This window comes from Kitasatospora sp. NPDC056651 (genome assembly GCF_042792155.1).
In the GTDB taxonomy this organism is placed as follows: domain Bacteria; phylum Actinomycetota; class Actinomycetes; order Streptomycetales; family Streptomycetaceae; genus Kitasatospora.
Map to the genome: position 1 here is coordinate 104,391 of NZ_JBHTWX010000007.1, position 17,690 is coordinate 122,080.

The following is a 17,690-nucleotide window of genomic DNA, read 5'->3' on the forward strand; positions in this document are numbered from 1 at the left end:
CCGAAGCGGCGGTCGACGACAACTCCGGCCGGGCCGGGCGGAATTCCACATCCGCCCGGCCCCGCTTTTGTTTGACCCACCCTCAAAACATCCCCAAATTCGCCGCCCCGATGTACACAAAAGCCTTCGCAGCCCCTAGGCTCAGGCCACATGACTGCTGCTATATCCGCTGACGGCATCCGCCAGCGGTACGGGGATGTGCAGGCCGTCGACGGGGTGTCCTTCACCGTCGAGGCCGGCGAGTTCTACGGGATCCTGGGCCCCAACGGGGCCGGGAAGACCACCACGATGGAGATCCTGGAGGGCGTCCGGAAACCGGACGAGGGCCGGATCGAACTGCTGGGCATGGCGCCCTGGCCGCGCAATCCGAAACTACTGCCGCGAATCGGCGTGCAGTTCCAGGCCTCCGCATTCTTCCGGAAACTGACGGCCCGGGAGACCATCCGCATCTTCGCCTCGTTCTACGGGGTGGGCCCCAAGCGGGCCGACGCGATGCTGGAGCGGGTCGGCCTCTCGGACAAGGCCGAGACGCTGACCGACCAGATGTCCGGCGGCCAGGCCCAGCGCCTGTCGATCGCCTGCGCGCTGGCCCACGACCCGGAGCTCGTCTTCCTGGACGAGCCCACCACCGGCCTGGACCCGCAGGCCCGGCGCAACCTCTGGGACCTGCTGCGGGACATCAACGCCGAGGGCCGCACCGTCGTGCTGACCACCCACTACCTCGACGAGGCCGAGGTGCTCTGCGACCGGGTCTCGATCATGGACCACGGCAAGATCCTGCACACCGGCGCCCCGGCGGCGCTGATCCGCGAGATCGACGACACCGTCCGGATCAGCGTCGCCTCCGGCCAGCTCCCGCTCGACCGGGCCCGCGAGCTGCTGACCGCCGCCGGCGCGGACATCGCCACGCTGGAGGACGACACCGTCTCGCTCTCCGTCTCCACCCGCCTTCCGGCCCCGGTGCTCAGCGTCCTGGCCGAGCAGAACGCGCTGCGCGGCCTGGAAGTGCGCGGCGCCACCCTGGAGGACGTCTTCCTCCAGCTCACCGGACGGGAGTTCCGCGCATGACCGCCACCACACCCACCGAGCCGCGGGCCACCGCCCGGCGCGGCGGCCCGGACACCGGCGAGCGGGAGCGGGTCAGCGCGTTCTGGAGCCTGTCCCGCGCGATGCTGCTCGGGATGAAGCGCGACCGTGCCGCGCTCTTCTTCATCCTGCTGTTCCCGCTGGTGTTCCTGGTGTTCTTCGGCACCGTGACCCAGAGCTCCGGCAGTCCGCACGCCAAGGTGGCGCAGGTCGGCGCGGTGAAGCTGTTCGACTCGATCCAGGGCGACGAGCGGGCCGGGCTGGACAAGGTCCTCACCATCACGAAGACCGACGACGAGGCCGCCACGCTGGAGAAGGTCCGCAAGGGCGACTACGACGCGCTGATCAAGCAGGGCCCGGACGGCAAGCTGGAGCTGCGCTACACCGCCGCCGACCAGGTCCGCGCCGGCGCGCTCCAGGGCATCCTCAACTCGGTGGTCCAGAGCGCCAACCAGGCGGCCACCGGCCAGAAGCCCGCCTTCGTGCTGGACGCCCAGCAGGTCGAGGACAAGTCGCTCAAGCCGATCCAGTTCCTCACCCCCGGACTGCTCGGCTGGGCCGTCGCCACCGGCGCGGTGTTCGGTGCCGCGCTGACCCTGGTCAACTGGCGCAAGTCCAAGGTGCTGCGCCGGCTGCGGCTGGCCCCGATCAACGCCGGCACCGTGATCAGCTCCCGGGTCCTGGTCTCGCTGCTGACCGCCTTCCTGCAGACCGCCGTCTTCCTGGTGGTCGCGACGAGCTTCTTCGGGCTCAAGCTCACCGGCAACTGGTGGCTGGTCATCCCGCTGGTGGCCTGCGCGACGCTCGCCTTCATGTCGATCGGCCTGCTGGCCGGCTCGGTCGCCAAGACCGAGGAGGCAGCCAACGGCATCTCGCAGATCATCGTCCTGCCGATGTCCTTCCTGTCCGGCTCGTTCTTCCCGCTGGACGGCGCCCCGGGCTGGCTGAAGGGCGTCTCCCAGGTCATGCCGCTGCACTACCTGGTCGAATCCGCCCAGTCGGTGCTCACCCGGGGCGGCGGCGTCATGGACGCCCTGCCGACCATGGGCGGCCTGCTGCTCTTCGCGGCCGTGCTGACCGGCATCTCCTGGAAGCTCTTCCGCTGGGAGGACTGAGCCGGGTGAACTGAGCCAGGAGAACCGAGCCGGGAGAACCGAGCCGGGAGAACTGACCGTCCCGACGGGGTCGTACGCCTTTGGTCCCGGTGTACGACCCCGTCGGCGTCTGCGACCATGGTCGGGTGAGAGAGATCCGGCGAGGCACGTTGAGCGAGGAGACCTTCTACGACCAGGTCGGCGGTGAACCGACCTTCCGGCGGCTGGCCCACCGGTTCTACGAGGGCATCGCCGAGGACGAGTTGCTGCGGCCGATGTACCCCGAGGAGGACCTCGGGCCGGCCGAGGAGCGGATGGCGCTCTTCCTCATGCAGTACTGGGGAGGCCCCCGCACCTACAGCGACCACCGCGGCCACCCCCGGCTGCGGATGCGGCACGCGCCGTTCAAGGTCGACAAGGCCGCCCACGACGCCTGGCTCACCCACATGCGGGCGGCCGTGGCGAGCCTGGAACTGCCGGCCGAGCACGAGCGGCAGCTGCTGGACTACCTGGTCTACGCCGCCGCCTCGATGATCAACACCCCGGGCTGAGCCGCTCCGCGGGCCGGGGCCCCCGGGCTCCCTCGGCCGGACAGGGCCTGGCGGCCAGGGCCCAGCGGACCGGACCTAGCGGACCGGGCTGAGCCCGAGCCCCGCGCCCGGCGCGGCCGCGGTGCGCACCGCCACCGAGCCCGCCGGGGCGCTCAGCCGCAGCCAGCCGCCCGCGCGGTGCACGGTCAGCGGGGCCTCGGGGCTCAGGAAGCCGATCCGGTACGCGGCGTGCACCGCGCGCAGCGGCAGCTCCGGCAGCACGGAGACCGGGCGCGACCACACCTCGTCCGCCAGCCGGTCCAGCACCGCGCGGGTGCGGTGGTGCGCCGGGACGGCCTCGCTGCGCTCGCGGAACTCCCCCACCGCCGCCATCAGTTCGCGGCACACCTCGGCCGCCGGCGGGGTGCCGACCGGCCGCCAGCCGGTCCGCGGCGGCAGCAGCCCGGCCCAGGCCGGACCGGTCACCGGCGCGGGCAGCGCGACGGCGCCCGACCCGGTGTCCACGCCGTCCAGCAACTGGCCCGCGGAGACGGTCAGGTCCACCGCCTCGTCCAGGCCGTCCAGCCGGGCCGTGCGGATGGCCAGCACGCCCGAGTCGCCCAGCGGCAGCCGTCCGAAGACAGCCAGCACGCCGTCCCCGCCGCCCGGGCCCACCGCCTGGAGGCGGACGGCCGCCGCCTTGTCGAAGCGCAGCAGGCGCAGCAGGAAGGCGGAGAGGTCGGCGGCCTCCCCGGTGTCGGTCAGGACGAGGCGGGCGGTGATGGTCAACGCGGCTCAGCTCGAATCGTCGGGTGCGGTCAGAGGGCGGCGGGGACGGGCTCTTCGTCCATGAAGCGGCTCAGGAACTCCCGCTCCACCGGCGAGATCCGGCGCGGCCGGCCCTCCGCCAGGTCGTAGGGGACGACGACGGTGCTCGCCCGGACGTACACGACGTCCCGGCCCTCCTCGTCGACGTCCTTGATCTCGTACGAGACGGTCAGCGAGGCGCCGCCGATCCTCGTCACCCAGGTCTCGATGGTGACCGGCTCCGGCCGGTGCACCAGCGGGCGCTTGTAGTCGATCTCGTGGCGGGCCACCACCGAGCCGCCCGCGAACTCCCCGGCGCCGGCCGCGGCGGCCTGGGTGAACATGAAGTCGATCCGGGCCTCCTCCAGGTAGCGCAGGAAGACCACGTTGTTGACGTGCCCGAAGGCGTCCATGTCGGACCAGCGCAGCGGGCAGGCGTAGATGTGGCGAGCCACGGGAGTTCTCCTCGGTGTCCGGTCGCCCGTCGGCGTCCACCCGCGGTGCGGGCGGACGGTGGCGACGGGCCGCGGCCCGGCAGGCCGCCCCTGAGGGAAGTCTGCCGGGCCGTCGTGACGGCTGGGTGTCAGCCTCGGGTCAGCTTCTTGTAGGTGGCCCGGTGCGGACGGGCGGCGTCGGAGCCGAGCCGCTCGATCTTGTTCTTCTCGTAGGACTCGAAGTTGCCCTCGAACCAGAACCACTTGCTGTCGCCCTCGTAGGCGAGGATGTGGGTGGCCACCCGGTCCAGGAACCAGCGGTCGTGGGAGATGACCACGGCGCAGCCGGGGAACTCCAGCAGGGCGTTCTCCAGCGAGGAGAGCGTCTCGACGTCGAGGTCGTTGGTGGGCTCGTCGAGGAGCAGCAGGTTGCCGCCCTGCTTGAGGGTGAGCGCCAGGTTCAGGCGGTTGCGCTCACCGCCGGACAGCACGCCGGCCGGCTTCTGCTGGTCCGGGCCCTTGAAGCCGAAGGCCGACACGTAGGCGCGGGACGGCATCTCGACCTGGCCGACGTTGATCCAGTCCAGACCGTCGGAGACGACCTCCCAGAGGGTCTTCTTCGGGTCGATGTTGGAGCGGCTCTGGTCGACGTAGCTGATCTTGACCGTCTCGCCGACCTTGACCGTGCCGCTGTCCGGGGTCTCCAGGTCCTGGAGCATCTTGAACAGGGTGGTCTTGCCGGCGCCGTTCGGGCCGATGATGCCGACGATGCCGTTGCGCGGCAGGGTGAAGCTCAGGTCGTCGATCAGGACCTTCTCGCCGAAGGCCTTGTTGAGGTTCTCGACCTCGATGACGACGCTGCCCAGGCGCGGGCCCGGCGGGATCTGGATCTCCTCGAAGTCCAGCTTCCGCATCTTGTCGGCCTCGGCCGCCATCTCCTCGTAACGGGCGAGGCGGGCCTTGGACTTGGCCTGGCGGCCCTTGGCGTTGGAGCGGACCCACTCCAGCTCTTCCCTGAGCCGCTTGGCGCGCTTGGCGTCCTTCTGGCCCTCGACCTTGAGACGGGACTGCTTGGTCTCCAGGTAGGTGGAGTAGTTGCCCTCGTACGGGTAGGCGCGGCCGCGGTCGAGCTCCAGGATCCACTCGGCGACGTTGTCCAGGAAGTACCGGTCGTGGGTGACGGCCACGACGGTGCCCTTGTACTTCTCCAGGTGCTGCTCCAGCCAGTTCACCGACTCGGCGTCCAGGTGGTTGGTGGGCTCGTCGAGCAGCAGCAGGTCGGGGGCCTCCAGCAGCAGCTTGCAGAGCGCCACGCGGCGCTTCTCGCCACCGGAGAGCTTGGTGACCGGCCAGTCGCCGGGAGGGCAGCCCAGGGCGTCCATGGCCTGCTCCAGCTGGGCGTCCAGGTCCCAGGCCTCGGCGTGGTCCAGCTCCTCCTGGAGCTTGCCCATCTCGTCCAGCAGGGCGTCCGAGTAGTCGGTCGCCATCAGCTCGGCGATCTCGTTGAAGCGGTCGAGCTTCCCCTTGATCTCCTTGACGCCGTCCTGGACGTTCTCCAGGACCGTCTTGCTCTCGTCGAGCGGCGGCTCCTGGAGCAGCATGCCGACGGTGAAGCCGGGCGACAGGAAGGCGTCGCCGTTGGAGGGCTGGTCCAGGCCGGCCATCATCTTCAGCACGGTGGACTTACCGGCGCCGTTGGGGCCCACGACGCCGATCTTCGCTCCGGGGAGGAAGCTGAGCGTCACGTCGTCAAGGATGACCTTGTCTCCGTGAGCCTTGCGCACCTTGCGCATCGTGTAGATGTATTCCGCCACGTGAGATCGCTCCGGCGTCGTCGGGAGTATTCGGCTTGCAGCCTTCCATTGTGCCGCACCCGGCCCGGAGCCCCGAATCGCCCGGGTGACCCCACGGGGGTATCCGGAGCGGCCCACCGCCGTCGCGGCCCGGCCCCCGCCGGACCACCCGCACGACCCTCCCCCGAACCGCCCCCGGCCGGCACCCTCCCGGCCCGCGACGCCGACGGCCCGGCCCCCCGCAGCGGATGCGGGGGGCCGGGCCGGGTGCCGCCCCGGGGCCTCGGGAGGCCAGGGCGGTTCAGGCTGTTCAGGCGGTCCGGACGGGTCAGGCGGTCCGGGTCGCGCCGCCACCGTGGCGGCCACGACGGCGCAGGACGAAGACCGCGGCGCCACCGGCCACGACCAGGCCACCGGCGACGGCGGCGAGGATCGGGGTCGAGTCGTTGCCACCGGTCTGGGCCAGGCCACCGGTGCCCGGGGCGGCGCTGGTGGTCGACGGGGCCGGCTGGCCGGCGCCGGTGCTCGGGGTGCCCGACGGGGTGCCCGACGGGGTGGCGCTCGGGGTACCGGTCTCGGCCGGGGCGGACGGGGCCGGGGTCGGGGTCACGCCGACCTTGCAGTCCAGGACGCCGGTGAACTGCTTGGAGTAGCCGTTCGGGCCGGTCACGGTGAAGTCGTAGGCGGTCTTCTCCTCGACCTTGACCAGCACGCTCTCGGTCTTGCCCGGCTGGACGGCGACCTGCTGCTTGCCGACCGTGACGGTGGCGGCCTCGTCACCGGTGTTGGTGACGGACACCCGCACGCCGCCGGCGGCGCACTCCTCCTTGGCGGTGCTGTCGATCAGCGCGCCCTTGCCCTGCTTCCAGGTGGCCTTGGCGCCGGCCGCGACGTTCACCTTGGTGGAGCCGGCCAGGATCATGGTCTGGCTGTGGCGGCCCTTGGCGTCCACCTTGCTCATGAAGACCCGGCCGCTGAGCACGTTGGCCTCGGCGGCGGCGCTGATGGCGGCCTTGCCGTCCGGGGTGCCGGCCGGCACGTCCAGGAACAGCGGGGTGTCCTTGGCGATCGGACCGGCCAGGCTGCCGTTGACCGGCTTGCCGTCCTTGTCCAGCAGCTTGACCTTGTCCGCGGCGTCGCCGGTGACGGTCAGCTTGACCTCGTTGGCGCTGGAGTTCAGCAGGAACGGGCCGAGCTTGCCGCCCGACTTCCCGGACGCCGAGTCCGGGGAGAGGGTCAGCGAGGGCTTCGGCTCGGCCGCGACGCCCTTGTTGGCGTCGCCGACCAGGTAGTCGCGCAGCCGCTTGGCCTTGTCGTTCTGCGGGACGGCGGTCTTGTTGTCCGAGAACTTCCAGATCGCGGCCTGGGTGCCGGCCGCGGCGTCCGCCTCGGTCAGGCCCTCGACGTGGCTGTTCGTGGCCAGGGACGCCAGGCTCGCCTGCGGGAACGAGTTGTCCAGGATCCAGCGGATCTTGGCGGCGTTGGCGTTGCTGTTGAGGGAGCTCGCCGACCAGTCCGCCTCGTGGTACTTGGCGCCGCTGTCCAGGTAGACCGGGTTGTCGAAGTCGATGCAGTACGTCCGGAGCTTCTCGCCCGCGCTCGTCTGCAGGGTGAACAGACCGCCGTTGACGGTCCGGCCCCCGACGTCGATCTTCTCGCCGAGAATCTCGTTCTGGACTTCCGCCGTCACGCCCGAGGTCGGCGAGCCGGCCGCGGCCGCCGCACCGGCCGCGAACAGGCCTCCGCCCAGCACCACGCTGGTCGTGAGCATGACAGTGGTTATCCGGGACAGACTCCGCCCCTGCCTCTGGAACATCTGGGATCCCTCCGGGCCGAGCCGCACCGAGTGGGCGGCCCGCCGACTTGCCGTTCCGCGCGTGCCCCCTGTGGCACCGCTGCGGGTATGAACCAGACGAATCCTATTGAGCCCCCGAGGCCCCGAAACCCCCATGCGAAATCAGGACGATTCCGTATCTGGATCGTTATCAATCCCCTCAAGTCCCACACAAACTGACGGCCGGACAGATTCTCGGCGATCGTTTTCCGTTATCCCGTCGGATTGCGCGTGCGGGCACAACCACCTTCTCGATCAACATATTTGTCGACAGGTAAGGTCACCGACCGGTCAGGCCGGAACACCCCCGGCATCACCTCCACGCCCACTCCCCGCCATCTCACCCGCCTCCCCGGAGGCCGCCTCGGCGGCTGTGGCGGCAGCCCCGGAGGGCGGCGCGGAGGCCCTGCGCGCCTCCAGCGCGCTGACGATCCACGCCGGCACCACCTCACCCCCGGACTCCACCCCGGACTCCGCCCCGGGCACCGACGCGGCCGGCCCGGCGCCGCCCGGCGGCTGCCCGCGCGCCCCCGTCGCCCAACGGAACGCTGTGGTACCGCGGGTGAGGTCGTGTCCGACCGATCGGGCGTCGATCTCGACCCGGCCGCGCTTCGCCTCCCCCTCCACCCACTCGCGCACCCGCAGCCGACCGCTCACCAGCACCGGATCGCCCTTGGCCAGCGAGCCGATCAGATTGACCGCCAGCGCCCGCCAGGCCGTCACCGTCATCCACTGCGTCTCGCCGTCCACCCAGCACTCGCGCTGCCGGTCGTACCGCCGCTCGGTGCAGCCGATCCGGAAGCTGGCCATCGGCACCCCGCCGCTCGTCTCGCCGTAGCTCACCTCCGTCGCGACATTGCCCGTCACCGTCACGTGCGTCTCGCTCACGGCGCACCCTCCGTTCTCACCGATGCACCGTACGGAATCGATCGGTGCGCCTTGAGCGTGCACTCGGAAAGAAATCCCGGCCACCGACTTCCGAAATCCTGTGGATAACTCGGGCCTGAGGAACTGTTGTCACTCGCAGGGGTGAATTTCAGCCTTCCGCCACTGCTTCACCCCCTGTTCTTCGCGGCCATGACAACAAACCCGCTGCTCGCCACCCCGTCGGCCCGTCCCGGAACCGCCCCGGGAACACGCTCCGGAACCCGCCCGGGAAGACGCTCCGACGGCCGTCCACGCACGTCATCCGACCGGCGCAACCACGAATAAGGCCCCCACCCGCGCCGCGGTCGGCACTTTCTCCGTGCCGAATCCATAACGGGTGGGGCGGCAGCCCCGTAACGACTGCACAACGTCCGGCGCGGAACAGTGCCAGACCGCTGCACTCACGGCCTTCACCTGCGATTATCGGACCGCTCCACCGAACCGACACACCAACGGCGGTGTCGTCGCACCCAGCCCGGGAACTGGACACCCTTATCCTGTCCCCGACAGGGCGAGGGCCCACCACCCCCACCCTCGGGTCCGGGGCCGGACAGCGCGCGCCCCGGCGCCCGCCAGCCGGATCCCGGCCCACGGTCACGCCCGCCAGGGCGTTGCCCGCCCCGCCCCCATAGCTCAGCGGATAGAGCACCCGCCTTCTAAGCGGTAGGTCGCAGGTTCGAATCCTGCTGGGGGCACCACCCGTAATTCCGCAGGCCATGACCCCGGCGAACACTTTCCGTGCCCGATGGGGTCCGCTCGGTAATCCCGTCCGCGCCACCACTCCGCGCACTCACCGCACAGAACTCGTGACAATGCGTGTCGCGACCCCGGCGACAACGGTCGCTCGGAACAACCCGTATTCCCGGCAAATCACCACGCGAACTCCCCTGGTAAACCCCGGCCCGCCGGCCGAACCGGTCCGGCCTACTCCGCCAGCCCGGCCAGATAGGCGTCCAGCAACTCCACCTGCCGCTCCGCCGGAAACTCCTCCGGAGCGAACAGCGCCTGCACCACCAGCCCCAGGACGAAGGCCTGCGCCGCCGCCGCGAGGGCCGCCGGATCGGCCGGCGCCGGGAGCTCCCCCAGCCGCTGGGCCTCCGCGACGTGCGCCGTGAGTGCCGTGCGCGAGCGGGCGTAGCGGCCCGCGTGCGCCGCCGCCAGCTCCGGGTCGGCCAGCGCGTGGTCCCAGGAGCCGACCCAGATCCGGTTGTCGGCCGCAGACTCGCCGTCCAACGGCAGGACGTCCAGCAGCGAGGCCCGCACCCGGGCCAGTCCGGTCGGCTCCGGGCCGCCGTCGGCGGGGGCGGTGCGCCGGGGCCGGGCCAGCGAGCGCCGGTCCAGCTCCTCCAGCGCATGGCTGAGCAGCGCCCGCTTGTTCGGGAAGTAGTGCGTCAACATCCCGGTGGAGGCGCCGAGTTCGGCGGCCACCGCACGCAGGGTCAGCCCCTCGAAGCCCCGGCTGGACAGCACCCGCCACACCCCCTCGGACACTTCCGAGCGGCGGGCGTCATGGTCTCCACGGGCCGGTGTCATGGGGGTTATCGTACATACCAAACGTTTGTTATGAATGGACCAGCCCACCTCAGCACCACCCGTGAAAGGCCGCCCGTGTTTGCCGTACCGCTCACCGAGAACGCCGAACTGCGCCCGCTGGAGCCCTGGCAGGCCCCCGAGTTCCTGACCCACCTCGACCGCGCCCGCGCCCACACCGACCCGTGGATCCCCTGGGCCACCTTCTCCGTCGACCTGGACTCCGCCCGCACCACCCTCCAGCGCTACGCCGACGGCCTGGCCGCCGACCAGAAGCGGATCTACGGCATCTGGCTGGACGGCACGCTGGTCGGCGGCGTGATGTTCGTCAGCTTCGACGCCCAGTCCGGCGTCTGCGAGATCGGCGCCTGGACCGAGCCGGCCGGCGAGGGCCACGGGCTGATCACCGCCGCCGTCCGGCAGCTGCTCGACTACGCCTTCGCCACCCGCGGCCTGCACCGTGCCGAGTGGTGGTGCGCCTCCGTCAACGCCCGCAGCCGGGCCGTCGCCGAGCGGCTCGGCATGACCCGCGACGGCGTGCTGCGCGAGTGGTACCCGTACAACGGGGTCCGCTACGACAAGGAGATCTGGGCCATCCTGGCCCCGGAGTGGGCGGCCGCCCCCAGGGGCTGACTCCCGGGCCGCCCCCAGGGGTCGCCTCCCGGGGCCGGGCAGCCCCCCACGCGCGGCGGGGCCCGGTGGAAACCCCCGTTCCCCACCGGGCCCCGCCCACTCCCCCGCCGGCCGGCGCCCGTCAGGCCGCCGACGTCCCCCCGACCGCCGACGCCCGCTCGGCCGACCGCAGTCGCAGCACGCACAGGAACGCCAGTGCCAGCACCCCGCCCGCCGACAGGAACACCACGTCCACCGCGTCGGTGAAGCTGCGCACCGCGTGCTCGTGCGCCGCGCCGGTCAGCGTCCGGATGGCGCCGAGCGGCCGCCCGTGCTCACCCGCCTCGAACACCCGGGACAACACGGTGCCGAACAGCGCCGCGCCGAGCGCGCTGCCGAGGCTCTGGAAGAAGCGGATGCCGGCGGTCGCCACCCCCAGCTGGTGCCGGGGTGCGACCTCCTGCACCACCGTGACCAGCTGACCGATCAGCTGCCCCAGGCCGGCGCCCAGCAGCGCGAGTTCGGCCAGCACCGCCCACAGCCCGGTGTCCGGCCCGCTGAGGCCGAGCAGGGCGAGGGCGAGCGTCGCGCAGCCCGCGCCGAGCACCAGGAAGGTCGAGGCCGGGTGGCCGCGCCCGGTCAGCCAGCCGACCAGCGCCCCGGACCCGGCCATCCCGGCCGCCATCGGGATCAGGTAGAGGCTGGCCGAGGTCGGGGCGACGTCCCGGGCGACCTGGAGGTAGAGCATCACGTGGATGATCGAACCCACCATGCCCACCCCGACCAGGCCCTGGACGGCGAAGCCCAGCCGCACCTCGCGGATCCGGAACAGCGACAGCGGTAGCACCGGCTCGGCGGCGGTGGCCTGCCGCCACAGGAAGAGGCCGAACGCGCCCAGGGTGGCCGCGGCGAGCCCCAGGATCACCGGAGACGTCCAGGCGTAGTCCTTGCCGCCCCACTCGGTGACCAGCAGCAGCCCGACCGAGAAGGCCGCCGCGAGGGCCGCGCCGGCGAAGTCCAGGCCCCGGCTGCCGCCCGTCGGCGGCAGCTTGACCACCAGGGCGACACCGACCAGCACCAGCAGGCCCAGCGGCAGGTTGACGTAGAAGATCCAGCGCCAGCTGAGGTGGTCGGTGAGCAGCGCGCCGATCAGCGGCCCGACCGCCATCCCGAGGCCCGCGACGATCCCGCCCACCGCGCCGCCCTTACCGCCCCCGCCGCGCTCCTCCGGGCCCTTGAACTGGGCGATGACCACCATCGTGACGCTCATCAGCCCACCGCCGCCGATGCCCTGCACCGCCCGGAAGGCGATCAGCTGGTCCATCGACCCCGCCGCCCCGCAGAGCGCCGAGCCGAGCAGGAAGGTGCCGACGGCCCCGAGCAGCACCCGCTTGGCGCCGTACGCGTCGCAGAGCCTGCCGTACAGCGGCAGCAGCGCGGTGGCGGCGAGGGCGAACGCGCTGACCAGCCAGGGCAGCCGGTCGACGCCGTGGACGGGGTCGAGGTCCCGGACGATCGGCACGGCGGCCGCCGACACGATGTTCATGTCGAGCACCGCCAGCACGATCGTGACCAGGCAGAGCAGCATGCCCAGTCCGCGCTGGGCCGGGGTCATCAGGGCGGACCCGGCCGGATCGGGTGCGGACGGTTCGGGTGCGGGCGGATCGGGTGCGGGCGGTTCGGGTGCCGGCGGCGCGGCTGCGCCCAGCGTGACGGATGCCATCGGAATTCCCCCCGGAGTCAATGGAGCCGGGCCCGGACCGTTGCGGTCGAACGGGCTCGGCACCACGATGGCAGGAATTTTGGACTCGGTCAATTCTTCAGCCGAGACAATCATTCATCCCGGTCAACCTTTGATCCTGGTACAATTCCCCCATGGCGACCCGCACCGGCATGAACATCGGCCGTGACATCGACGTCGACGCGCTCCCGCTGCGCGAGCGCAAGAAGTTCCAGACCGGCATCCGAATCTGGCGCACCGCCATCACGCTGTTCGCCGAGCGCGGCTTCGACCAGGTCTCGGTGGCCGAGATCGCGGCCGCCGCCGAGGTGTCCAAGATGACCGTCTTCAACTACTTCCCCACCAAGGAAGACCTGGTCATGGGCCCGATGGAGCAGCACCTCGACGAGCCGGCCGAGGTGGTGCGCGAGCGCGCCCCGGGCACCTCGGCGGTGGCGGCGCTGCGCGAGTGGTACCTGTCCGCGCTCGAACGGTTCGACCCCGCCACCGGCCTGAGCGACCAGCAGCTCGTCCTGGACGTGATCCGGCTGGTCCACCAGACCCCCGCCCTGCTGCTGCGCGCCACCGCCGGCTTCGACCACCGGGCGCAGTCCCTGCTGTCGGCCGAACTCCTCGCCCAGGACCCGGCCCGCGACGAGCTCACCGCCAGGGTCGCCGCCGCCCAGCTGCTGGCCGCCCAACTGGCCCTGACCGGCGAGAACCAGCGCCGGATGCTCGCCGGGGAGCGCGCCGCGGACGCCCTGCCCGAGGCCCTCGACCGGGCCCGCCGCGCCTTCGACCTGGTCGAGAACGGCCTCGGCGACTACTGCGCGAACCCCGCCTGAGAGAGTTGCCGCACCACGACCGACCGGAGGTGCGCATGGACCAGCCGCTGCTCACGCGGGACCGCTCCGCCCTGCCCGCACAGGCCGAGGGCCTCACCGCGTACGTCGGCGAGGACGGCGTCGCGGTCCTGGAGTTCGACCGCCCGCACCGCCGCAACGCGGTGACCCTGGCGATCTGGCAGGCCCTGCCCAAGGTGCTGGAGCAGCTGGCCGGCCACGAAGGCGTCCGCGCCCTGCTGGTCACCGGCGCCGGCAACACCTTCAGCGCGGGCGCGGACATCGCCGAACTCTCCGAGGTGTACGGCGATCCGGACCGCGCGGAGGCCTACCACGCGACCAACGTCGCCGCCGAGGAGGCGTTGGCCGCCTTCCCGCACCCGACCGTCGCCGTGGTGCACGGCGCCTGCGTCGGCGGCGGCTGCCAACTGGCCGTCGCCTGCGACCTGCGCTTCGTCGCCGAGGACGCCCGGCTGGGGATCACCCCGGCCAAGCTGGGCGTGGTCTACTCGGCGGTGCCGACCGTACGGCTGGCCCGGCTGATCGGCCCGGCCCGGGCCAAGTACCTGCTGTTCTCCGGCGAGTTGGTGACCGGCCGGGACGCGCTGCCGCTGGGCCTGGCCGAACGCGTCCTGCCGGACGCCGAACTGGACGCCGCCGCCCTGGACTTCGCCCGGCTGCTGACCCGGCGCTCGACCCACACCATCGGCGCCGCCAAGGCCGTGCTGGACGCCCCGCCCGAGCGGGCGGCCGACGCCCTGGCGCCCTGGCTGCTCCGCTCCCGGGAGGGCTCGGACGTCCGCGAGGGCCTGGCGGCCTTCCTGGAGGGCCGCCAGGCCCGCTTCTGAGACACACGCCGCCGAGCCGGGCCCTCCAAAAGCCGGACCCTCCAGGCCGGGCCCGGCCTCAAGCCCCCCACGATCAGCGGATCGGCATCCCCGAGATCGCCCGGGCGATCACCAGCCGCTGGATCTCGCTGGTCCCCTCGAAGACCGAGTAGATCGCGCTGTCCCGGTGCATCCGCTCCACCGGGTACTCCCGGGTGAACCCGTTGCCGCCGAGGATCTGCATCGCCTGCGCGGTCACGTACTTGGCGGTCTCGCCCGCGTAGAGCTTGGACATCGAGCCCTCGGCCGCGGTGAACGGCTGGTTGTTGACCGCCATCCAGGAGGCCCGCCACACCAGCAGCCGGGCCGCGTCGATCCGGGTCCTCATGTCGGCGAGCTGGAAGGCCACGCCCTGGTTGTCGATGATCGGCCGGCCGAACTGCTCACGGGTCTTCGCGTAGTCCAGCGCCACCTCGTACGCGGCCCGGGCGATGCCGATCGCCTGCGCGCCGACGGCCGGGCGGGAGGCCTCGAAGGTGGCCATCGCCGCGTTGCCCCTGCCGCCAGGGCGCTTGACGCCCTCGCGGGCCCGGGCGAGGCGCTCGTCCAGCTTCTCCTTGCCGCCGAGCAGGCAGCCGCCGGGCACCCGGACGCCGTCCAGCACCACCTCGGCGGTGTGCGAGGCCCGGATGCCGTGCTTCTTGAACTTCTGGCCCTGGCTCAGCCCCGGGGTGCCCGGCGGGACGACGAATGACGCCTGGCCCTTGGCGCCCAGCTCCGGGTCGACGGTGGCGACCACCACGTGGACGGCGGCGATCCCGCCGTTGGTGGCCCAGGTCTTGGTGCCGTTCAGCACCCACTCGTCCTTGGCCCCGTCGTAGACCGCCCGGGTGCGCAGCGCCGAGACGTCGGACCCGGCGTCCGGCTCGGAGGAGCAGAAGGCGGCCACCTTGACGTCGTCCGGGGTGCCGAACATCTGCGGGGTCCAGGTGCCGATCTGCTCGTCGGTGCCGTTGGCCAGCACCGCGACGGCGGCCAGGGTGGTGCCGACGATGGACAGCCCGATGCCCGCGTCGCCCCAGAACAGCTCCTCCATGGCGATCGGGATGCCGACGCCGGAGGGGTCGAAGAACTGCTGGGCGTAGAAGTCCAGCGAGTAGATGCCCAGCCTGGCGGCCTCCTGGATGATCGGCCAGGGGGTCTCCTCGCGCTCGTCCCACTCGGCCGCGGCCGGTCGCATCACGTCGGCGGCGAAGCCGTGCAGCCAGTCGCGTACGGCGAGCTGGTCCGCGCCCGGGTCCAGCGAGAACGTGCTGCTCATGGTGCTTGCCTCCGAAGACGTGTGCGGCCGACCGGGGTGTTACCGGGGGTAACATCGTCGGAGTCTGCTACTGATTGGTAACCGGTGTCAACGCCCAGGCAGACCGCACCGACCCCGACCCCGAGGAGCAGCGCATGTCCCGAGAGCCCCGCCGCGAGCAGCTGCTCAACGCCGCCGACCGGGTCATCCAGCGCGAGGGGCCGGGCGCCAGCATGAACGCCATCGCCGCCGAGGCCGGCATCACCAAGCCGATCCTCTACCGCCACTTCGGCGACCGGAACGGCCTGATCGGCGCCCTGACCGAGCGGCACACCAGCGGCCTGCTCGCCGCCGTCCGAGCCGCCCTCGCCGAGCCGCTGGAGCGCCGCGACCGGGTCGAGCACGTGCTGGACACCTACCTCGCCGGAATCGAGGCCCGCCCCCAGGTCTACCGGCTGCTCACCCACCCCGAGCCGGGCGACCCGAGCGGCGCCGGCAACGCGCTCGCCCCCGCGCTCAAGCAGATCGCCGAGGAGATCACCCGGGCCGTCCAGAGCCAGGTCGACCTCGGCGCCGACCGCGACCTGCTCGCCGAGGCCTGGGGCCGGGGCATCACCGGCATGGTGCTGGCCGCCGGGGACTGGTGGCTGGAGACCAAGCCCTGCTCGCGCACCCGGATGGTGCAGGCGCTGGCCGACCTGCTCTGGGGCCGGCTGGCCGCCGCCGCGGACCTGCCGACCGCCGTCCTGCCGCCGGCGCCCGAACCGTCCACCGGCTGACCCGCTCCCCAGCCAGGCCGCTCCCTCAGCCAGACCGTCCGCGCACCGAACTCTTGTGCCGCGTACGGCAGTCCGGGCATCATCGGGCCCCACCCCACCCTCACCCCCGTCGTGCGAGGACCCCGATGCGCCTGCGCCGCACCGCCACAGCCCTGCTGCTCGCCGCCACCGCCGCCCTCGCCCCCGCCGCCACCCCGGCCTCGGCCCACGGCGGGCCGCCGGACCGCTTCCCCACCGGCACCGCCACCGCCGCCGACGGCCGCACCGCCCTCACCGACGCCCAGGGCCGCCACCTCCGGCTGCGCGGCTTCAACCTCGACAAGTACGCCGAGGCCACCCCGGCCGACCTCGACTCCCTCGCCGCCCAGGGCTTCACCCTGGTCCGGCTGCCGGTCTCCTGGTCCAGGCTGGAACCCCGGCGCGGCCGCCTCGACCCCACCGAACTGCACCGCCTCCAGCGGCTCCTCGACCGGGCCGACCACCTGGGCCTGCTGGTCCTGGTCGACTTCCACCAGGACGTCTACGGGCAGAAGTTCCTCGGCGGCACCAACGGCATCCCCGCCTGGGCCACCCGGGACGACGGGCTGCCCTTCACCCCGGACCCGGACGACTGGTTCGCCGGCTACTTCCAGCCCGCCGTCCAGGCCGCCTTCCGCCACCTCTACGACGACCCCGACCTGCGCTCCTGGCAGACCGACTTCTACACCCGGCTCGCCCGCGAACTGCGCGGCCACCGCTCGCTGTTGGGCTACGACCTGTTCAACGAGCCGTTCGGCCCGGTGGACGGCGACCCGAGCGATCCGGCCGTGCTGGCCGCCGCCTCCGCGGCCCTGGAGGAGGACCGGCTCCCCGGCATGTACCGCCGCCTGATCGCCGCGGTGCGCCAGGCCGACTCCCGCGCCTGGCTGTTCGTCGAACCGACCGTCCTGGTCGGCCAGGGCGTGCCCACCCACCTGCCCGGCCTCGCCGACCCGCGCCCCGGCGCCCCCCGGCTCGGCTACGCACCGCACTTCTACGACACCGCGGTCGAGAACGGCGCCGACTGGGACCCCGCCGGCGGCTTCGTCGAGCAGTACACCGCCGCGATCACCGGATACCCGGCCGCCCACCGGCTGCCCGTCCTGGTCGGCGAGTGGGGCCCGCCGAACTCCCGCACCCCGGGCAACTCCGAGCTGGTCCGCCGGCAGGTCGCCGCGATGGACGGCTTCACCGAGGGCTGGACGATGTGGTACTGGTGCCGGGGCGACGGCGGCTACTGCGCGCTCGACCCGTCCGGGCGCCCCGCCCCCGGCGACGAACCCGCCTTCGGCCCCTACCCGGTGGCCGTCGCCGGCACCGACGTCCGCACGACCGGGGCCACCCTGCGCTGGCGCGCCGACGGCACCGGCCGCGACAGCGAACTCCTGTTGCCCCCGGCCGCGTTCCCGAACGGCGCCCGGGTCGAGGTCTCCCCCGCCGACGGGCGGGTCGAGGTCGACCGGCCGACGGGCGGGCGCGCGGGCACCGTTCGCATCCGGCTCCCGCACGCCCGCCCGGGCACGACCGTCACGGTCACGCTCGTCCGACGGTGATCGT

Annotated in this window: 16 protein-coding genes and 1 tRNA gene; 9 read left to right on the forward strand and 8 right to left on the reverse strand. The window is 72.4% G+C overall.

Annotated elements, in window-relative coordinates; translation table 11 throughout:
- The first annotated feature begins 150 nt into the window (after positions 1-150).
- From ACFRAR_RS05555 to ACFRAR_RS05565, 3 genes are all read left to right on the forward strand, one after another.
- Positions 151-1,068: an ABC transporter ATP-binding protein gene (locus ACFRAR_RS05555; RefSeq protein WP_380695065.1), complete on the forward strand. Its 918-nt coding sequence runs from the start codon at positions 151-153 to the stop codon at positions 1,066-1,068.
- On the forward strand, positions 1,065-2,201 hold the full coding sequence (locus ACFRAR_RS05560; protein ID WP_380695067.1) for an ABC transporter permease: 1,137 nt from the start codon (positions 1,065-1,067) through the stop codon (positions 2,199-2,201). The genes ACFRAR_RS05555 and ACFRAR_RS05560 overlap by 4 nt, the downstream gene beginning before the upstream one ends.
- A gap of 125 nt (positions 2,202-2,326) precedes the next feature.
- On the forward strand, positions 2,327-2,731 hold the full coding sequence (locus tag ACFRAR_RS05565; protein WP_380695069.1) for a globin: 405 nt from the start codon (positions 2,327-2,329) through the stop codon (positions 2,729-2,731).
- 75 nt (positions 2,732-2,806) lie between these two features.
- Here ACFRAR_RS05565 and ACFRAR_RS05570 read toward each other — a convergent pair whose 3' ends face one another.
- From ACFRAR_RS05570 to ACFRAR_RS05590, 5 genes are all read right to left on the reverse strand, one after another.
- A complete protein-coding gene (locus tag ACFRAR_RS05570; RefSeq protein ID WP_380695119.1) occupies positions 2,807-3,493 on the reverse strand; it encodes a hypothetical protein in 687 nt (228 codons plus the stop codon).
- A 35-nt stretch (positions 3,494-3,528) separates the two neighbouring features.
- The gene (locus ACFRAR_RS05575) at positions 3,529-3,972 is read right to left on the reverse strand and encodes an acyl-CoA thioesterase (protein WP_380695071.1); all 444 of its coding nucleotides are present in this window, start codon (positions 3,970-3,972) and stop codon (positions 3,529-3,531) included.
- Positions 3,973-4,100: 128 nt separating this feature from the next.
- Positions 4,101-5,765 (reverse strand): energy-dependent translational throttle protein EttA, encoded by a 1,665-nt coding sequence (ettA, locus tag ACFRAR_RS05580; protein ID WP_380695073.1) that lies wholly within the window; start codon positions 5,763-5,765, stop codon positions 4,101-4,103.
- 307 nt (positions 5,766-6,072) lie between these two features.
- Positions 6,073-7,515 carry a Cys-Gln thioester bond-forming surface protein gene (locus ACFRAR_RS05585; protein ID WP_380695075.1) on the reverse strand — a complete coding sequence of 481 codons (1,443 nt, stop codon included), beginning with the start codon at positions 7,513-7,515 and terminating at the stop codon, positions 6,073-6,075.
- A 354-nt stretch (positions 7,516-7,869) separates the two neighbouring features.
- On the reverse strand, positions 7,870-8,466 hold the full coding sequence (locus ACFRAR_RS05590) for a single-stranded DNA-binding protein (RefSeq protein ID WP_380695077.1): 597 nt from the start codon (positions 8,464-8,466) through the stop codon (positions 7,870-7,872).
- Between the two features lie 661 nt (positions 8,467-9,127).
- On the opposite strand from ACFRAR_RS05590, the gene ACFRAR_RS05595 reads away from it, so the two are divergent.
- Positions 9,128-9,203: transfer RNA gene (locus tag ACFRAR_RS05595), tRNA-Arg, on the forward strand.
- A 226-nt stretch (positions 9,204-9,429) separates the two neighbouring features.
- On the opposite strand, the gene ACFRAR_RS05600 is transcribed toward ACFRAR_RS05595, so the two are convergent.
- A complete protein-coding gene (locus ACFRAR_RS05600) occupies positions 9,430-10,038 on the reverse strand; it encodes a TetR/AcrR family transcriptional regulator (protein WP_380695079.1) in 609 nt (202 codons plus the stop codon).
- Between the two features lie 75 nt (positions 10,039-10,113).
- Between ACFRAR_RS05600 and ACFRAR_RS05605 the strand changes: the two genes are divergently transcribed.
- Positions 10,114-10,668 (forward strand): GNAT family N-acetyltransferase, encoded by a 555-nt coding sequence (locus ACFRAR_RS05605; RefSeq protein WP_380695081.1) that lies wholly within the window; start codon positions 10,114-10,116, stop codon positions 10,666-10,668.
- A gap of 121 nt (positions 10,669-10,789) precedes the next feature.
- Here ACFRAR_RS05605 and ACFRAR_RS05610 read toward each other — a convergent pair whose 3' ends face one another.
- Entirely contained in the window at positions 10,790-12,370 is a 1,581-nt protein-coding gene (locus tag ACFRAR_RS05610) for an MFS transporter (RefSeq protein WP_380695083.1), read from the reverse strand.
- 152 nt (positions 12,371-12,522) lie between these two features.
- On the opposite strand from ACFRAR_RS05610, the gene ACFRAR_RS05615 reads away from it, so the two are divergent.
- A complete protein-coding gene (locus ACFRAR_RS05615; RefSeq protein ID WP_380695085.1) occupies positions 12,523-13,212 on the forward strand; it encodes a TetR family transcriptional regulator in 690 nt (229 codons plus the stop codon).
- Positions 13,213-13,247: 35 nt separating this feature from the next.
- Complete coding sequence (locus ACFRAR_RS05620) at positions 13,248-14,057, forward strand: enoyl-CoA hydratase/isomerase family protein (protein ID WP_380695087.1); 810 nt, start codon at positions 13,248-13,250, stop codon at positions 14,055-14,057.
- 73 nt (positions 14,058-14,130) lie between these two features.
- Here ACFRAR_RS05620 and ACFRAR_RS05625 read toward each other — a convergent pair whose 3' ends face one another.
- The gene (locus ACFRAR_RS05625) at positions 14,131-15,357 is read right to left on the reverse strand and encodes an acyl-CoA dehydrogenase family protein (protein WP_380695089.1); all 1,227 of its coding nucleotides are present in this window, start codon (positions 15,355-15,357) and stop codon (positions 14,131-14,133) included.
- A gap of 134 nt (positions 15,358-15,491) precedes the next feature.
- On the opposite strand from ACFRAR_RS05625, the gene ACFRAR_RS05630 reads away from it, so the two are divergent.
- Complete coding sequence (locus ACFRAR_RS05630) at positions 15,492-16,115, forward strand: TetR family transcriptional regulator (RefSeq protein WP_380695091.1); 624 nt, start codon at positions 15,492-15,494, stop codon at positions 16,113-16,115.
- A gap of 125 nt (positions 16,116-16,240) precedes the next feature.
- Positions 16,241-17,686, forward strand: a complete 1,446-nt coding sequence (locus ACFRAR_RS05635; protein WP_380695093.1) for a cellulase family glycosylhydrolase — start codon at positions 16,241-16,243, stop codon at positions 17,684-17,686.
- Positions 17,687-17,690: the final 4 nt, after the last annotated feature.

Bases quoted from the DNA above. Each gene is read 5' to 3' on its own strand.
- ACFRAR_RS05630 (WP_380695091.1), top strand. From the start codon at position 15,492: ATGTCCCGAGAGCCCCGCCGCGAGCAGCTGCTCAACGCCGCCGACCGG.
- ACFRAR_RS05610 (WP_380695083.1), bottom strand. From the start codon at position 12,370: ATGGCATCCGTCACGCTGGGCGCAGCCGCGCCGCCGGCACCCGAACCG.
- ACFRAR_RS05625 (WP_380695089.1), bottom strand. From the start codon at position 15,357: ATGAGCAGCACGTTCTCGCTGGACCCGGGCGCGGACCAGCTCGCCGTA.
- ACFRAR_RS05635 (WP_380695093.1), top strand. From the start codon at position 16,241: ATGCGCCTGCGCCGCACCGCCACAGCCCTGCTGCTCGCCGCCACCGCC.
- ACFRAR_RS05555 (WP_380695065.1), top strand. From the start codon at position 151: ATGACTGCTGCTATATCCGCTGACGGCATCCGCCAGCGGTACGGGGAT.
- ACFRAR_RS05615 (WP_380695085.1), top strand. From the start codon at position 12,523: ATGGCGACCCGCACCGGCATGAACATCGGCCGTGACATCGACGTCGAC.
- ACFRAR_RS05560 (WP_380695067.1), top strand. From the start codon at position 1,065: ATGACCGCCACCACACCCACCGAGCCGCGGGCCACCGCCCGGCGCGGC.
- ACFRAR_RS05585 (WP_380695075.1), bottom strand. From the start codon at position 7,515: ATGCTCACGACCAGCGTGGTGCTGGGCGGAGGCCTGTTCGCGGCCGGT.
- ACFRAR_RS05620 (WP_380695087.1), top strand. From the start codon at position 13,248: ATGGACCAGCCGCTGCTCACGCGGGACCGCTCCGCCCTGCCCGCACAG.
- ACFRAR_RS05600 (WP_380695079.1), bottom strand. From the start codon at position 10,038: ATGACACCGGCCCGTGGAGACCATGACGCCCGCCGCTCGGAAGTGTCC.